Annotated in this window: 14 protein-coding genes; 6 read left to right on the top strand and 8 right to left on the bottom strand. The window is 61.5% G+C overall.

Features of this window, described 5'->3' with window-relative positions; translation table 11 throughout:
• Positions 1–27: 27 nt before the first annotated feature.
• The 8 genes from ACYU7Q_RS19465 to ACYU7Q_RS19430 all read right to left on the bottom strand — a co-directional run bounded on the left by ACYU7Q_RS19465 (position 28) and on the right by ACYU7Q_RS19430 (position 10,295).
• Positions 28–1,887: an ATP-binding protein gene (locus tag ACYU7Q_RS19465; protein ID WP_460611125.1), complete on the bottom strand. Its 1,860-nt coding sequence runs from the start codon at positions 1,885–1,887 to the stop codon at positions 28–30.
• Positions 1,888–2,267: 380 nt separating this feature from the next.
• Positions 2,268–3,818, bottom strand: a complete 1,551-nt coding sequence (gltX, locus tag ACYU7Q_RS19460) for a glutamate--tRNA ligase (protein ID WP_460611124.1) — start codon at positions 3,816–3,818, stop codon at positions 2,268–2,270.
• A 105-nt stretch (positions 3,819–3,923) separates the two neighbouring features.
• Entirely contained in the window at positions 3,924–5,213 is a 1,290-nt protein-coding gene (locus tag ACYU7Q_RS19455; RefSeq protein ID WP_460611123.1) for an erythromycin esterase family protein, read from the bottom strand.
• Between the two features lie 118 nt (positions 5,214–5,331).
• On the bottom strand, positions 5,332–5,523 hold the full coding sequence (locus tag ACYU7Q_RS19450) for a hypothetical protein (protein ID WP_460611122.1): 192 nt from the start codon (positions 5,521–5,523) through the stop codon (positions 5,332–5,334).
• A 65-nt stretch (positions 5,524–5,588) separates the two neighbouring features.
• Positions 5,589–5,972, bottom strand: a complete 384-nt coding sequence (locus ACYU7Q_RS19445; RefSeq protein WP_460611121.1) for a RidA family protein — start codon at positions 5,970–5,972, stop codon at positions 5,589–5,591.
• A gap of 130 nt (positions 5,973–6,102) precedes the next feature.
• Positions 6,103–7,938: a glutamine--fructose-6-phosphate aminotransferase gene (glmS, locus tag ACYU7Q_RS19440; protein ID WP_460611120.1), complete on the bottom strand. Its 1,836-nt coding sequence runs from the start codon at positions 7,936–7,938 to the stop codon at positions 6,103–6,105.
• Between the two features lie 67 nt (positions 7,939–8,005).
• Positions 8,006–9,499, bottom strand: coding sequence for a DUF4270 family protein (locus tag ACYU7Q_RS19435; RefSeq protein WP_460611119.1), 1,494 nt, complete (start codon positions 9,497–9,499; stop codon positions 8,006–8,008).
• The gene (locus tag ACYU7Q_RS19430; protein WP_460611118.1) at positions 9,483–10,295 is read right to left on the bottom strand and encodes a glycogen/starch synthase; all 813 of its coding nucleotides are present in this window, start codon (positions 10,293–10,295) and stop codon (positions 9,483–9,485) included. The genes ACYU7Q_RS19435 and ACYU7Q_RS19430 overlap by 17 nt, the downstream gene beginning before the upstream one ends.
• 119 nt (positions 10,296–10,414) lie before the next feature.
• Between ACYU7Q_RS19430 and panC the strand changes: the two genes are divergently transcribed.
• From panC to ACYU7Q_RS19400, 6 genes are all read left to right on the top strand, one after another.
• Positions 10,415–11,263, top strand: a complete 849-nt coding sequence (panC, locus tag ACYU7Q_RS19425; RefSeq protein WP_460611117.1) for a 4-phosphopantoate--beta-alanine ligase — start codon at positions 10,415–10,417, stop codon at positions 11,261–11,263.
• Between the two features lie 67 nt (positions 11,264–11,330).
• Positions 11,331–11,678, top strand: coding sequence for an aspartate 1-decarboxylase (gene panD, locus ACYU7Q_RS19420; protein ID WP_198069639.1), 348 nt, complete (start codon positions 11,331–11,333; stop codon positions 11,676–11,678).
• A 108-nt stretch (positions 11,679–11,786) separates the two neighbouring features.
• Positions 11,787–12,833 carry a lysylphosphatidylglycerol synthase transmembrane domain-containing protein gene (locus ACYU7Q_RS19415; RefSeq protein ID WP_460611116.1) on the top strand — a complete coding sequence of 349 codons (1,047 nt, stop codon included), beginning with the start codon at positions 11,787–11,789 and terminating at the stop codon, positions 12,831–12,833.
• 93 nt (positions 12,834–12,926) lie between these two features.
• A complete protein-coding gene (rfaE2, locus tag ACYU7Q_RS19410; protein WP_460611115.1) occupies positions 12,927–13,406 on the top strand; it encodes a nucleotidyl transferase family protein in 480 nt (159 codons plus the stop codon).
• Between the two features lie 144 nt (positions 13,407–13,550).
• A complete protein-coding gene (locus ACYU7Q_RS19405) occupies positions 13,551–14,228 on the top strand; it encodes a zinc metallopeptidase (RefSeq protein ID WP_460611114.1) in 678 nt (225 codons plus the stop codon).
• A gap of 266 nt (positions 14,229–14,494) precedes the next feature.
• Complete coding sequence (locus ACYU7Q_RS19400) at positions 14,495–15,109, top strand: LuxR C-terminal-related transcriptional regulator (protein ID WP_460611113.1); 615 nt, start codon at positions 14,495–14,497, stop codon at positions 15,107–15,109.
• The last annotated feature ends 293 nt before the right edge of the window (positions 15,110–15,402 follow it).

The raw sequence follows: 15,402 nt of genomic DNA, 5'->3' as shown, positions 1-15,402 counted from the left end.
CCTTGCAGGTCCAGCACGGCAAGTCGATTAGACGCTCTTCTTCAGCCCAAAGGCCCGACGCGGGCTGGCCAGCGGCACGGCCACCTGCACCCGGAAGCCGCCGCCGGTTACGGGGCCGGCAGTGGCGGCTCCGCCCATGGCTTCGGCGCGCGTGGCCATGTTGCGCAGGCCGTGGCCCGAGCGGCGGCCAGTATCAGTCTGGGCCGGGTCGGCGCTCGGGGCGTTGTCTTGCACTTCCAGCACCAATTGGGGCACGCTGCTGGCCACGTAGCGCAGGCGCACGGCCACGGCGGTGGCACCGGTGGCGTGCTTCAGCACATTGTGCAGGCTCTCTTTGTAGATAAGGTACAGGTTGCGGCGCAGGAGCACCGATAGCCGCTGGTCGGGGAGGTCGGTCGCGAAATCGAACGTTACGGCGAGGCCCGCCAGGCCCAGCACCTCGTAGGCATAGTCGCGCATGCGGTCCAGCAAGTCGGGCAGGTGGTCGTTGTGAGCGTCGATGCTCCACACCACGTCGTTGAGTTGGCGCACGGCCGAGCGGCTGGCTTCGGTGATTTCACCCAACTGCTGGCGCTGGCCGGCCGCATCGGCCAGGCCTTCCTGAAGTAGGCCGCTTTGCAGGGCAATCTGGCTCAGCAGGGTGCCCACATCATCGTGCAGGTCGGCGGCCAGGGTATTGCGGAGGGCTGTTTCGCGGCGGCGCTGGCGCTGGCGGTAGCGCCACAGCAGGGCTGCGCCACCCATGGTGGCCAGTAGCAGCAGCACCAGCAGGCCGGCGGCCTGGCGCTGCCGCCGCAGGCGGGCTAGTTCCTCCTGCTGGCCCAGCAGCTGCAGCTCGGCGCGGTGCTGGGCGGCCGCGTGGTTGAAGCGCAGGGCGGCGGTGCGGCGGCTCACGTCGGCCCCATGTAGGCTGTCGTTGTAGGTATCGAAGCGGCGCTGGTCCTGGTAGGCGGCGGCCCAACGGCCCTGTGCAGCGTGGGCCAGCGCCAGCACTTCGTAGGCCGCCCGCAGGCCTTCGAGGGACCGGGCCTGGGCGCTGGCCTGACGGCCGCGGGCGGCGTAGGCCAGGGCGCTGTCGGGGCGGCCCTGGTGCAGCCAGGCGCGGCCCAGCAGCGCCAGCAGCTGCGGCACCAGCAGCACGTCGTGGGCTTCGGCCGCCTCGTGCAGGGCCGTGCGGGCCAGGGGCAGAGCGGCGGCATGGTCGCCCAGCCGCTCGGTCACATCGGCCAGGTGGAAGCGCATGGTGCGCACTGTGCCCTGGTCGGCCACGGCAATGCGGTGGCTCACGGCAATGCTCAGGCCGTAGAAGCGGCGAGCTTCGGCCCAGTGCCCCTGGGCACGGTTGAGCTCGCCCAGCTCTGCCATAATCAGGTTGAGGCGGTCGGGGTAGTCGTGGTAGCGGGCAATGGCCAGGGCTTCCTGCAAGTATTGCCGGGCCGGGCCAAACTCGCCCAGCCGGGTATAAAGGCTGGCCGCGTGGATTTTCAGGCTGGTATGGAAGCGCCGCTCATTGCCCGTCGAGCTAATGGCCATGCCGCGCAGGCAGTAGTCAAGCGCCTCGGCCAGGCGGCCCTGCTGGTCGGCAATGCGGGCCAGCCGGCCCAGGCCCCGCATCTGCCCGCCCAGGTCGTGTAGGCGGGCAAACTCGCGGCGCGACTCTTCCAGCGGCTTACGGGCCGAGTCGTACTGGGCCAGGGCAATGTGGTAGTCGGCCAGGCTCAGCAGGGCCTCGGCCAGAAAATCGCGGTAGTGCAGGCGGCGGGCCAACCGGAGCGTTTCGCGGCGAACCGCGCCCACGGCACTCACGTCAACCTCCATTAGCTCATCGCTCAGGTCGAACAGCAGCTTTATCCGTATGGTGTCGGGCTGTGGGTGTGCCTGCAGCAAGGTCCGCAGGCTGTCGATGTGATGAGGGTTTGCCTGTACCTGTGCCGCAGCTTGCCCGGGCAGCACTAGGCCTGCGCCCAGTAGGCAGCAACATATAGCAATGCGGAAAGAGAGCAGGCAGCGCCCGTAAACAGCCACGGAAATAATAAACCAGAAGCCCCGCGTTTAGCAGAGCAAGAGCCTGAAAAATGCCACCTGAGTAATAACCAAATGCCAGTCAAAGGTATGCTGGCCTGAGAAATAGAGCAGGCTGCGGAAATTACAAGTTTATGACTAACTGCGTTGGAGCACTCGAATAGCTGAGCTTTCGATAATCCCATAAAAAAGTCCGGCTGCCTGTTAGCAGGCAGCCGGGCTGTAAGCAGCAGTCGAAACCGCCGCTACGCCGCTACGGGAATGGTAGCCACGGCCGTGCGCAGGCGCTCGGCCACTTCGGGCACACCCAGAATCACGAGCGTCTCGAACAAATCGGGGCCGGCGGCGGCACCGGTCACGGCCACGCGCAGGGCTTGTAGCACCTGGCCGGGCTTGAGGCCCTGGGCCGCCATGGTGTCGTTGAACAGCGTTTTCAGGCCTTCGGCCGAAACTTCGGGGGCGCTGGGCAGGGCTTCGGCGTAAGCTGTAAGGGCGGCGGCCACGGGGGCGTTCCACTTCTTGCTTACCACGGTTTCGTCGTAGGTATCGGGGGGCTGAAAGAAATACTTGGCCTCCTGCCAGAAGTCGTTCGGGAAGCTCACGCGCTCCTTCATCACCCCCACAATTTGCTCGGCCTTTTCCTGCGAGCACACAATGGCGTGCTCGTGCAGGGCCTTGAGCAGGTAGGGCGCCAGCTCGGCGTTGGGCTTGGCGCGCAGGTAGTGCTCGTTGAACCACTTCACCTTGTTCTGGTCGAATTTGGCGGGCGACTTGCTCACCCGCTCAATCGAGAAGGCTTGAATCAGCTCGTCCATCGAGAAAATCTCCTGCTGGGTGCCGGGGTTCCAGCCCAGGAAGGCCAGGAAGTTCACCAGTGCCTCGGGCAGGTAGCCGTCTTCGCGGTAGCCGCGGCTGATGGTGGCCTCGCCGGTTTCGCCGTCGGTGCCGTGCCATTCCAGCGGGAAAACGGGGAAACCGAGGCGGTCGCCGTCGCGTTTGCTCAGCTTGCCGGTGCCGTCGGGCTTGAGCAGCAGGGGCAGGTGGGCAAACTGCGGCATGGTCTTCTCCCAGCCCAGATAGCGGTAGAGCAGCACGTGCAGCGGCGCGCTCGGCAGCCACTCCTCGCCCCGGATTACGTGCGAGATTTCCATCAAATGGTCGTCCACAATGTTGGCCAGGTGGTAGGTCGGCATGCCGTCCGATTTCATCAGCACCTTGTCATCCACCGCCGAAGAATGCACCACCACCCAGCCGCGAATCAAATCCTGGAAACGGATTTCCTCCTTGCGGGGCACTTTCAGGCGAATAACGTACTGCGCGCCGCCATCCAACAGCGCCTTCACCTCGTCCTCGGGCAGGGTGAGGGAGTTGCGCATCTGGGCGCGGGTGATGGAGTTGTACTGTGGGTTGGGCACCTTGGCGGCCTGCAGGCGGGCGCGCATGGCGTCCAGCTCTTCGGCGGTGTCGAAGGCGTAGTAGGCGTGGCCGTCGGCAATGAGCTGGTCGGCGTATTGCTTGTACATGGGCTTGCGCTCACTCTGCTTGTAGGGACCGTGGGGGCCGCCCACGCCCTGGCCTTCGTCAATCACGATGCCGCACCAGGCCAGCGCTTCCAGGATGTATTCTTCGGCGCCGGGCACGAAGCGGTTTTGGTCCGTATCCTCAATGCGGAGCAGCATTTTGCCGCCCAGCTTGCGGGCCAGCAGGTAGTTATACAGGGCGGTGCGCACGCCGCCAATGTGCAGCGGCCCGGTGGGCGAAGGTGCGAAACGCACCCGGACTTCTCTCTCGGTCATAACAGAAAAAAAGCGCGCCCCGGAGTTCGGAACGCGCTGCAAAGGTAAGACGGTTGGCCGGTCGGCACGAAGCCCGGATTCGGCTCTTCTCAGGGGCTTCGCTATTCACTCGCCCCAGGGGTAGAGGTCGGGCGGCCCGTTTTCTTCGGCGTGAATTGCCAGCGGGTGCAAGGGCTTGGTGTGGTCCAAGAACGCGAAAGCGTCGTAGCGGTCAGGAATGAGTGAGGGCACGTAGTTGCCGAAATGCTCAAGCTGCGGTCGGTACACCACCCCGATGGCCCGGTGCCCAACGGCCCGCTCCAGCCGCGCATCACCCCGGATTTCTGCAGAAAACAGCAGCGCATTTTCGCCGCCCAGCTGCGCATGCAGCATGGCCTCCCAGGAATCACGCGGGGCGGCGGGTACGGGCATCTTCTCCAGCGGCGCGCCCCATTCCTTGCCCGCCACCACGCCGCCCTGGTACGAGCCAAAGCCCACGCTGAATACCTGCGCGCGGCCCAGCTGCTCCCGCGCCAGCTGGCCGATATTCACCATGTCTTCGCGCCGCATGTCGGTGTAGCGGGCATCGCCCACGTGCGTATTATGCGCCCAGATGATGGCCTTGCTGCCCGGCCCGTGCAGGCCTAGCAGGCGGTTGAGGGTTTCCATCATGTGCTCGTCGCGCACGTTCCACGAGGCCCCGCCGCCGCGCAGCATGGCTTTGTAGTAGCGCTCGGCATTCACGGCCACCAGGGCATTTTGCTCGGCAGCGAAGGCTTGTTCGCGTTCGGGCAGCGTAGCATAGGTGCGGGTGGCGGCCTGACGACGCAGCGCGCGGAGCACAGCCGTCACCTCGTCCTGGCAGTCTTCAGAAATGAAGGCTACGGCCCGTGCGTACTCCTGCGGGTCGTGGCCGTAGGGCTCAAAGCAGCGGAATGCTTGGCGGGCGGCGGTTATCGCGCCGTCGCCCTGCTGTTCAGCATACTGCAGCACGGCCTGCAACGATTCCCAAAGGCTGTACACGTCGAGGCCGTAGAAACCCACGCGGCCCTCGGCGGGCCGGTGCTGGTTTTGGTGGTGCAGCCATTCTACCAGGGCCGCAATTTCCCAGTTGCCCCACATCCAGGTGGGCCAGCGGTTGAATGTGCCCAGCAGGCGGGCCGCCGTGCCGTAGGTGTTCGTGTCCTGCTTAATGGCCGCGTTCACCTCGAAGCAGTCGGGCCAGTCGCCCTCCACGGCAATGAAGTCGAAGCCTTTTTCTGCAATCAGCCGCTTGCTCAGGGCCGTGCGCCAGGTGTAGTACTCGTGGGTACCGTGCGAGGCTTCGCCCAGCAGCACCACACGGGCCTCGCCAATGGCCGTTAGCACGGGGTCCAGGTCGGCCGCCGTGCGGAGTGGGTGGGTAGGAAAGGGCATTGCCATAACTGGCAGGGGTAGGCGCGGGCAGCGGTGCCCGGTCATGTTATTCTGCCTACGTGTTTGACCAGGTGCGAGTTAACGACGAGCTTGTTGGTCACTCCCTGGAATTCTCCTCCTATCCCCGGGCCTTAAATCCCAGCCAGAGCACCAACCCCAGCAGCGTTATGCCGCCCCGAATACCCCACGCCACGGCAGAACCCCACCGGTCAATCCACGTGAGGAAAACGTAGTGGATATTGGGGTTGATAAACGGCAGCGCCAAGGAAATAAGCCCAATAATGAGCAGCCCGAGTCCAAGTTCTTTCATGCGATGTGGGCGTTAGACCAAAAATAATTTTTCAGCCCAACGCCCACATTGCCCGGATATTATGCTTATGCGCCTACCGCGATGCAGGAAATTTCCACTTCCACATCGCGCGGCAGGCGGCTTACTTCTACCGTTTCCCGGGCCGGGGCCGTAGCGTCATCGAAGTAAGAGCCATACACTTGGTTGATGGTAGCGAAGTTGCCGAGGTCTTTCACGAAGATGCTGCACTTCACCACGTCGATCAGAGCGAGGCCGGCCGCGGCCAGCACAGCGGTCAGGTTCTTCAGCACCTGGTGCGTTTGGGCGGCCACATCGCCGGCCACCAGTTGCCCGCCCGCATCCAGCGGTATCTGGCCCGAAACATACACGGTATTGCCCGCCTTCACAGCTTGCGAGTAGGGGCCAATGGGGGCCGGAGCCTGGTCGGTAAGGATAATCTGGTGGGCCATGTGGTGATTTGGTGGATTTGTAGTTTGGGGAGTGGATTATGGAGCGCAAATAACGCGAAAAGCCGCCCCTGTTTCCAGAAGCGGCTTCTCCAAGGTAAGTTTTAGAAACCTACCAGTTTATAATTCACTGCTATTCCACCGTCACCGACTTCGCCAGGTTGCGGGGCTGGTCAACGTTGCAACCGCGCAGTACGGCAATGTGGTAGGAGAGGAGCTGCAACGGAACCACCGACACCAAAGGCATCAGCACTTCCGACGTGTGAGGTACCTCAATCACGTACTCGGCCATGGCCGGAATTACCGTGTCGCCCTCACTCACAATGGCGATGATGCGGCCCTTGCGGGCTTTTACTTCCTGAATGTTGCTCACCACCTTCTCGTACGAGCTGTCGCGGGTGGCAATCACCACCATTGGCATGTTCTCGTCAATCAGGGCGATGGGGCCGTGCTTCATCTCGGCCGCGGGGTAACCCTCGGCGTGGATGTAGCTGATTTCCTTAAGTTTCAATGCGCCTTCCAACGCAACCGGGAAGTTGTAGCCCCGGCCCAGGTACAGGAAGTTGGTGGCGTCCTTGAACTCCTCGGCAATTTCCAGAATCTGGGCATCCAGCTCCAGCGCCTTGGTCACTTTGGCCGGAATCGTCTCCAATTCCACCATCAGCTCACGCAGCTTGGTATCGGTGATGGTGCCGCGCTTCTGGCCCATAATCATGGCCAGCAGGGTCAGCACCGTTACCTGGGCCGTGAAGGCTTTGGTCGAGGCCACCCCAATTTCGGGGCCGGCGTGGGTGTAAGCACCCGCATCCGTAGCGCGGGCAATGCTGCTGCCCACCACGTTGCAAATACCGAAGATGGTCGCGCCCTTGCCCTTGGCCAGTTCGATGGCGGCCAGCGTATCAGCCGTCTCACCGCTCTGCGAAATCGCAATTACGATATCGCGCTCCGTGATAATCGGGTTGCGGTAGCGGAATTCCGATGCGTACTCCACTTCCACCGGAATGCGGGCCAGGTCCTCAATCAGGTATTCGGCCACCAGGCCGGCGTGCCAAGAGGTGCCGCAAGCCACGATGATGATGCGCTGGGCATTGATAAACTTCTGCTCGTAGGCCCGAATACCACCCATGTTCAGGTGGCCAGCTTCCAGCTCCAGGCGGCCGCGCATGGAGTCGAGAATGGAGCGGGGCTGCTCGAAAATCTCCTTCAGCATGAAGTGCGGGTAACCGCCCTTCTCGATGGAGTCCAGCTCCATTTCCAGCTTCTGGATGTATGGCGTCTGGCTAACGTCTTCGCGGCTGCGGATTTCCAACTGGCCGTCGCGGATAACCGCGATTTCATAGTCGTTCACATACACCACTTCGTTGGTGTACTCGATGATGGGCGTGGCATCGGAGGCGATGAAAAACTCGCCTTCGCCGATGCCAATCACCATCGGCGAGCCCTTACGGGCGGCGATGAGTTGGTTGGGCGCGTCCTTGCTGAGCACCACGATGGCGTAGGCGCCCACCACTTCGTGCAGGGCGAGGCGTACGGCCTCTTCCAGCGAGCAGTGGTTCTGCTTCTGGATTTCCTCAATCAGGTTCACGAAAACTTCCGTGTCCGTATCGGAATGGAATACGTGGCCCTGCTGCTGCAAGTGCGTTTTCAGTGCCGCGTAGTTTTCAATAATGCCGTTGTGGATGATGGCAATGCGCTCCGACGTGGAGTAGTGCGGGTGAGCATTCTCGTCGTTGGGCTCGCCGTGGGTGGCCCAGCGGGTGTGGCCCATGCCCACGTTGGCGTGCGTGTTCTTCTCGGCGATAAACGCCTCTAGGTCACTTACTTTGCCTTTCTTTTTGTAGACGGTCAGGTCGCCGTTGAGCAGCGCTACGCCCGCCGAGTCGTACCCGCGGTATTCGAGCCGATGCAGGCCTTTGAGGATGATGGGGCAGGCCTCACGATGGCCCAAATAAGCAACAATGCCGCACATGGCAAACGGGTTTAAAGAATTAAAAATCAGGAAGTCAAAGAGGCGGTTGATGAGCCCCTGCCCGGCGCTAGCGCTGGGAGTAGTATACCCGCAAAGTTATTTTTGCGGCATCAATAGCTGCCCGGTCAAGGCTCAGGGTATTCGAGCCAAGATTACCGTACGAGCGGAGGTTGGGCACCAGCACCAGGGCATCGGGGGTACTATCGAGTTTGTTGGTCAGGTAAGCCTGCAGGTAGGTCGTAACGGGAATGCTGTAATACGGTTGGGTTGAGGTCCCATCAACCAGCAAGCTATATGCGGGGTTTCCGGCGCCCACCTGGGTTGTGCCATCGGCCTGCACTACCCGGTCCACGGTCGTATAGTTCACTAATCGTTGCAACACCTCGTTCGCGCTGTTCACTTCCACGGCGAAAAGCCGAGCGGGGTTGGAATACAGGGCGTTGGAAAAAGGTTTGACCGGCACGCGCAACTCGGCGCGGTTGATGGTCAGGCCGGGCTTGGCGGCCAGGGCGGCCAGGCCCGTGAAGGTGATGCGCGTGCCCAGTCCGGTGCCTTCTTGCGCGTAGCTGGTGTTATTCAGGTCGCCCGAGGGCACGAAGCCGGGACGGGTGGCCAGGGCCTGTAGCGCAGTAGGCAGCGTATTGGTAATCTGGGTGTAGTAGCGCGGGTCGCCGGCTGCGGCCGTGCCACCGCTCCCGTATAGTGAGCCGAAATATATCGGAAAGTAGTGCGAAAGGACATTATTGGTGGCTCCCATTGAATGGAAATACACCACAATGCGCGGAATATTGGACTGGCCAAAGCTCAGGATGTTGCCCGTATGGCTGGCACTGGGGACTATGGCCAATCCTTTCAGCAAGGTATTAAGCTGGTCCTGCGAGAAGCTGGACGACTGCTGGAGCTTCTGAAAAAGCGTGGTGAAAAACGGCGACGCTACCGCGGGCTTCCCGGCCGAGGCCGTGGTGCGTTGTAATATCAGGCGCACGGTGGGGTCGGGCACGATGGTCGTCACCGCCGGGATGGCGGCGGTGGTGGCGGTGGCTGCTACGGCTGCCGTCACGGTTTGCACCTGCGTGCGGTCGAGGCGGCTGATCAGGTTCTGGCCCAGCAGGTTGCCTACCGGAGTACTGGTGCCCGCATCGTACACCTGCCGTTCATCAAGCGCAGTTGGGAGTTGGTAAACATCGTATGCCACCGGCGTGGTGCTGCCATTCACTTTGTCGAAACCCAGCACCATCACCACCGAATCCATCACCGGGGAGGTGAATTTGGACGGCAGCGAGTCGTTTACGGCCCCGTTCACCACGTTGAAATACGCCCGGGCTTCGGTCATGCCCGCCACGTTGTCGTTGAGGCGGCCGACGAGGAAGTGGTCCGTTTTTAGGCTTTGCACCGGTGCCAAGCGCACGGTGCCGCTCGTCACGGGCAAGTCCAGGTATTGGGTGCTGATGCCCGTGGTATCGGGCAGGTCCACGTTGAGGGCAGTGCCCGTGTCGCAACCCGTCAGGGCCAGTGCGGCAAACGCGACCAGCGGGGCACAGCGGCTAGTTAGCCAATTCATTGTAGAGCGCTAGGTAAGAAGAGTGCAGGTTTTCGTCGGTAGCCACCTGGCTGAGCTTGTTGTGCAGGGCGTATTCGTGGAACATGCCGTTCATGTTTTCCGAGAAGTCCTCGTCGGAACGCACCACGGTGTCGGCATACTCCATGCCCATTTTGATAAAGCCGCTAAAATCGGCAGTTTTCAACGAGGCCAGCATGGCGTCGTCGATGTCGAGCATCTTGGCTTTCTCGAGGATGTTGCCCTCGAATTTGTCTTCGAACTCGTTGTTGTAAATCGAGAACACCGATTTGGCGTCCTTGAACACCGGGTCTTTTTTGTAGGTGGTTTTCAGGTACAACGGAATCAAACCGGTCATCCAGTCGGAGCAGTGCACGATGTTGGGCGACCAGCCCAGCTTCTTCACCGTCTCAAGCACGCCTTTGCAGAAAAAGATGGCGCGCTCGTCGTTGTCGGCGTAGAATTTATCGTTTTTGTCGACCAAAGCCGACTTGCGGTGGAAATAATCTTCGTTATCGATAAAATAAACCTGCAACTTTGCCGTCGGAATCGAGGCAACTTTGATGACCAGCGGTTTTTCGTCATCGCCCACGGCGATGTTGATACCGGACAGGCGCACTACTTCGTGCAAACGGTTCTTGCGCTCGTTGATGATGCCAAAACGTGGCACGAAAATCCGGATTTCGCAGCCCATCTCCTGCATGCTGGCGGGCAGGCGCCGTAGCATTTCAGCCACCTTGGTGGTCTGGAGAAACGGGTCAATTTCGGTGGCCGCGTATAGGATTCGTAGCTTCGACATAAAGGAATTATTGAAGAGAATGGGACAAGGCCATGCTATGGGTGCACAAAATTAAACAATTTTGAGCGGAAATTCAACATAAGCTACTTTGGGGGCCGTTCCAATTGCCTTCCTCTCCTATGCAGATACTAACTACCGCCGCCGGGTTGCAAGCCTACACCGAGCAGGCGCGCCAAGCGGGCAAACGGGTGGGCCTGGTGCCCACCATGGGCGCCTTGCACGCCGGCCACATTCAGCTGGTGCAAGCTGCTCGTGCCGAGTGCAATGAAGTGATAGTCACCATATTTGTCAATCCTACGCAGTTCAACAATGCCGACGATTTCCGGCTCTACCCCCGGGTGCCGGAGGCCGATGCGGCCCTGCTAGAGCCGGCTGGTTGCACGGCCTTATTTGTGCCTTCGGTGGAGGAAATGTACCCCCGGCCCACGGTGCTGCGGTTCGATTTCGGGGCCTTGGAACAAGTGATGGAAGGCGCACACCGGCCGGGACATTTCAACGGTGTGGCCACGGTGGTGAGCAAATTGTTTCACATGGGCCGCCCGCACCGGGCGTATTTCGGGCAGAAGGACTGGCAGCAGGTGGCCGTGGTGCGGCAACTGGTAGCTGACCTGTCGTTCGACCTCGAAATCGTGGCCTGCCCCACCATTCGGGAAGCCGATGGACTGGCTATGTCGTCGCGCAACCGCCGGCTCGACGCATCGGCGCGGGCCGTGGCCCCGCTGCTTTACCAGGTGCTGAGCGCTGCTGCTGCCCAGGTGCGGCAGGGCGTGCGGCCGGCCCAGGTGCAAGCCGACGCGCTGGCTACGCTGGCCCAGGAGCCGAGCATCACCCCCGAATACGTAGAAATAGCCGATGCCCAAACCCTGCAGCCGCTGGCCGAATACGCGCCCGGCCGCCCCGTGGTGCTGTGCCTGGCCGCCCACCTGGGCGGCGTGCGGCTGATTGATAACGTGGTGGTGGATGGGTAGGCCCGGCCTAGCTGGGGCAGGGAAGAGGTTATCTTTGTGGCCCTAACCAATGCCCTTGGGCCAAGCTATGCACATTGAAGTAATGAAGTCCAAAATCCACCATGCAACGGTCACGCAGGCCGAATTGCACTACGTGGGCAGCGTGACGATTGACGAAGACCTGCTGGATGCCGCCAATTTCGTGGAAAACGAAAAGGTGACCGTGGTGAACGTGAATAACGGCGAGCGTTTCGAAACCTACACCATTCGCGGGGAGCGGGGCTCGGGCACCATTTGCCTGAATGGCCCGGCGGCGCGTAAAGTGGCGGTGGGCGATGTGGTTATCATTTTCTCCTACGCGCTGGTGGATTTTGCCGAAGCCCGGCAGCACAAGCCCACGGTTATTTTCCCCAACGAGCACAACCGATTGGCTTAAAACAATGAGTGAATGGGCAAATGAGTGAATGAGCGAATGACTCTCGCGGCCATTTGCTCATTCACTCATTTGCCCATTCACTCATTCGCCCATTTACTCATTGATTAAATGAAACACCTGCTTACGATTGTTAAATACGTGCTGCTGCTGAGCATTTCGGTGGCGCTGATGTGGTATGCGGTGCGCGGGCAGGACCTGTCGCGCATCGGGCACTACATTGCCACGGCCAATTATTTCTGGCTCACGCTCACGCTCACGCTCTCGGCGCTGGGCTATTTCAGCCGCGCCTATCGTTGGCAGATGCAGCTCAATGCCTCCCAGACGCCGGCCCCCTATTGGGCCGTGTACCACGCCATGATGGTGGGCTACCTCGCCAACCTGGTGCTGCCGCGCATGGGCGAAGTCATTCGCTGCTCGGTGCTGCGACGCACGAGCGGCGTGCCCGTGCAGGTGGCGCTGGGCACGGTGGTAACGGAGCGCGTGATTGATGTGCTCGTGCTGCTGGGCTTGATTGTGAGCCTGCTGCTGCTGGATTTCAATACTTTTTGGAATTTCGTGACGGTGCAGGTGCTGGGCGGGCGTTACGAGGCGTTGGCCCGCAACCGCACGCCGCTGCTCATTGCGGCCGTCATTGCGGGGGTGCTGCTGCTGGCGGCGGGCTACGCGCTGTTTCGCAACCTGGAGCGGCTGCGGCAGAATGCCATTTTCAACAAGGGCGTGCTGTTTGTGAAGGGGCTGCTGGCGGGGGTGTTCAGCGTGCTAAAGCTGGAGAAAAAGGGCGTGTTTCTATTGCACACGTTGTTTACCTGGGCTGTATACTACCTCATGGATTACCTGGCCTTCTTCTGTTTTCCCGAAACCTACAACCTCGATATGAAGGCCGGACTGGCCGTGCTCACCTTCGGAGCCTTTGGCATGGCCGCGCCGGTGGCGGGCGGCATCGGGCCGTTTCACGTGATGGTGCAGGGCATTTTGCTGGTGTACGGCGTGAGCAAAGAGGCCGGCATTGCCTACGCCCTGGTGGTGCACGGGGCCCAAACGCTGCTGGTGGTGCTCATGGGCGGCATCAGCTTCGTGGCCGTGGCCGCCGCCGACAAGCGCAGCCTGCTCACCGAAGCCGAGGCTCTGGCCGAGGAACCGCTTACCACAGAGTGACTGAGTGAGGGAGTGGTTGAGTGAAGGAAGGCTTTTCATTCTGTCGCCGCTTCAGTCATTCCCTCACTCAGTCACTCCCTCACTCATTGAATTATGTGGACAAAAGATAAAATCCTGACTCGTGAGCAGCTGCCGGCCACCCTGGCCGACTGGCGTGCGCAAGGCCGCAAAGTGGTATTCACCAACGGCTGCTTCGATTTGCTGCACCTCGGCCACGTCGACTATCTGGAGCAGGCCCGGCACCTGGGCGATGCGCTGGTGGTGGGCCTGAACACCGACATCTCGGTGCGCTGCCTCAAGCCGGGCCGGCCCATTCAGGACGAGGTGGCGCGGGCCCGCATTCTGGCCGCCCTGGCCTTCGTGGATGCCGTAGTGCTCTTTGGCGAGCCCACGCCCCTGGCCCTCATCGAGTTGGTGCAGCCTGACATTTTAGTGAAGGGCGACGACTACGCCGTGGAGCGCATTGTGGGCCACGAGCTGGTGCTGGCCCGGGGCGGGCAGGTGCTCACGGTGCCGCTGGTGGCGGGTTACAGCACCTCGCGCATCGTGGAGCACATCATCGCCACGCAATAGTCATTTTGGCAGGGCCGAAAGACTGCATCTTTTTTGCAGAGCAGGTGTTTTCATAGCAGTGCCGGGTAGCGGCCTGGGCCTCGGACACGTGGTCCGGACGCCAGCTCCTGGCCGCAATTAATCCCTTCATCTCATTTTCTTCCCATGTTTTCTTCCTATTGGCTCATCATTGTGCTGATGGCAGCCAGCGCGGCCATTCAATGGCGGCTGCGCAGCAAGTTCAAACAGTACGCCCAGGTTGGCCTGAGCTCGGGCCTGAGCGGGGCTGAAATCGCCGCCCGTATGCTGGCTGACCACGGCATCTACGACGTGCGCATAATCAGCACCGCCGGCCAGCTCACCGACCACTACAACCCCACCGACAAAACCGTAAACCTGAGCGAAGGCGTGTACGCCGAGCGCAGCGCGGCCGCGGCGGCCATTGCGGCCCACGAATGCGGCCATGCCGTGCAGCACGCCACGGCCTACTCCATGCTGCAGTTCCGGTCGGCGCTGGTGCCCACGCTCAGCGCCGTGTCGCGCTACATGCCCTGGATTTTGATGGCGGGCATTCTAATGCTGCGTACCAGCATCATTCCGCTGGGCGTAGGCATCGGTTTGTTTGCCCTCACCACGCTGTTTTCGTTCATCACCCTGCCGGTCGAGTTCGACGCCTCGCGCCGGGCGCTGGCCTGGATGGACCGGCGCGGTGTGGTGACCGTGCAGGAGCACGCCATGGCCAAAGATGCGCTGTGGTGGGCCGCCATGACCTACGTGGTAGCGGCCCTGGCCTCGCTGGCCACGCTGCTTTATTACGTGGGAATTTTCATGCGCCGCCGGTAGGCCACCGTCGCATTTTTCTCCAGCAAGAGCCGCCCTTCTGCTTGCAGAGGGGCGGCTCTTTTTATACCCCGGAAACTGGTGAGGGTGAGGAAATAGGGCACAGGTGCTGTTTTTTGTCAGGACTTAATTATTTAAATAATGAATATTAAGGTTTATCAAATCTAAAATACTACTTTGGCAGTTCCTTCCGCCTGTTGCCTGCGCCGATGCTTTGCCTCCGAAAGCCTATGGGTCAGCGGGTTCACCGCGTCGTGTCTGCCAAAGTCATGATTTCTTCTACCCCCACAGCCTTGGTGGCCGCCGCCCCAACGCTGCTTCGGCAAGGCCTGATAGCTACTCTGAAGGAGCAGTGGCCCCAGCTCCAACTCACTCTCACCGCCGATGCCACCCAGGTGGTGGAATTGGTCAATCACTCTGCTTTCAGCCTGCTGTTGCTGGATGAGCATCTGCCCGGCCGCCACCTGCCCGAGTTGCTAAGCCGGCTGCACCGCGCCCGGCCCAGCTTGCGCCTGGTGGTGCTCACGGACCATCAGGTGCCCGCTTCCTCGTCGGCCGCCCTCGGCAAGCTCCTGCAGTTGTCGCGCCATGTGCTGCCCCACGCCTTAGTTGGCGTGCTGGCGCAGTGGCTCGATGCACCGGGCCATCCTGCTGAGACTAGCCGCTCGCAGCGGGCCTGCGCCGTACCCGACCCGTTCAGCCGGCGCGAGCTGGAGGTGCTGCGTCTGGTGGTGGCCGACCATTGCAACGAGGAAATTGCCGACCGGCTTTGCCTGAGCGTGCGCACCGTGGAAAGCCACCGCCGCATGCTGCTCCAGAAAGCCGGCACCCGCACGCTGGTGGGCCTGGCCGCTCGCGCCGTGCGCGAAGGCTGGGTGGCGTGAAGTATCAGTGTTGGCACTGGTGCACATAGCGGGGGAAATGCGGTGCTTTATGCCGTCAATGCCGTGCAGTAAGCCGGCACTTGCCAGCGCTGGATTTTTTCACAACTATGGCAAATTGGAAAGGCATTATCGGGGCCAGCGTCACGCCTGCCGCTTGGGCCCATTGCCTCCGGCCAACCGATATAATGGGTTCCCTGTGCCGGAAGGGCCGGCGGTTGTGCCGCCAGCGTGCTGGCTAACCCTGGAGCAGTTTCGGGGCCGGTGAATAGTAGCGCGAACTTTCAGTCCGCGTC

It is taken from the genome of Hymenobacter terrigena, assembly GCF_054776515.1.
The sequence above is the reverse complement of the archived record's forward strand: the minus strand, read 5'-3'. Positions and strand labels throughout refer to the sequence as shown.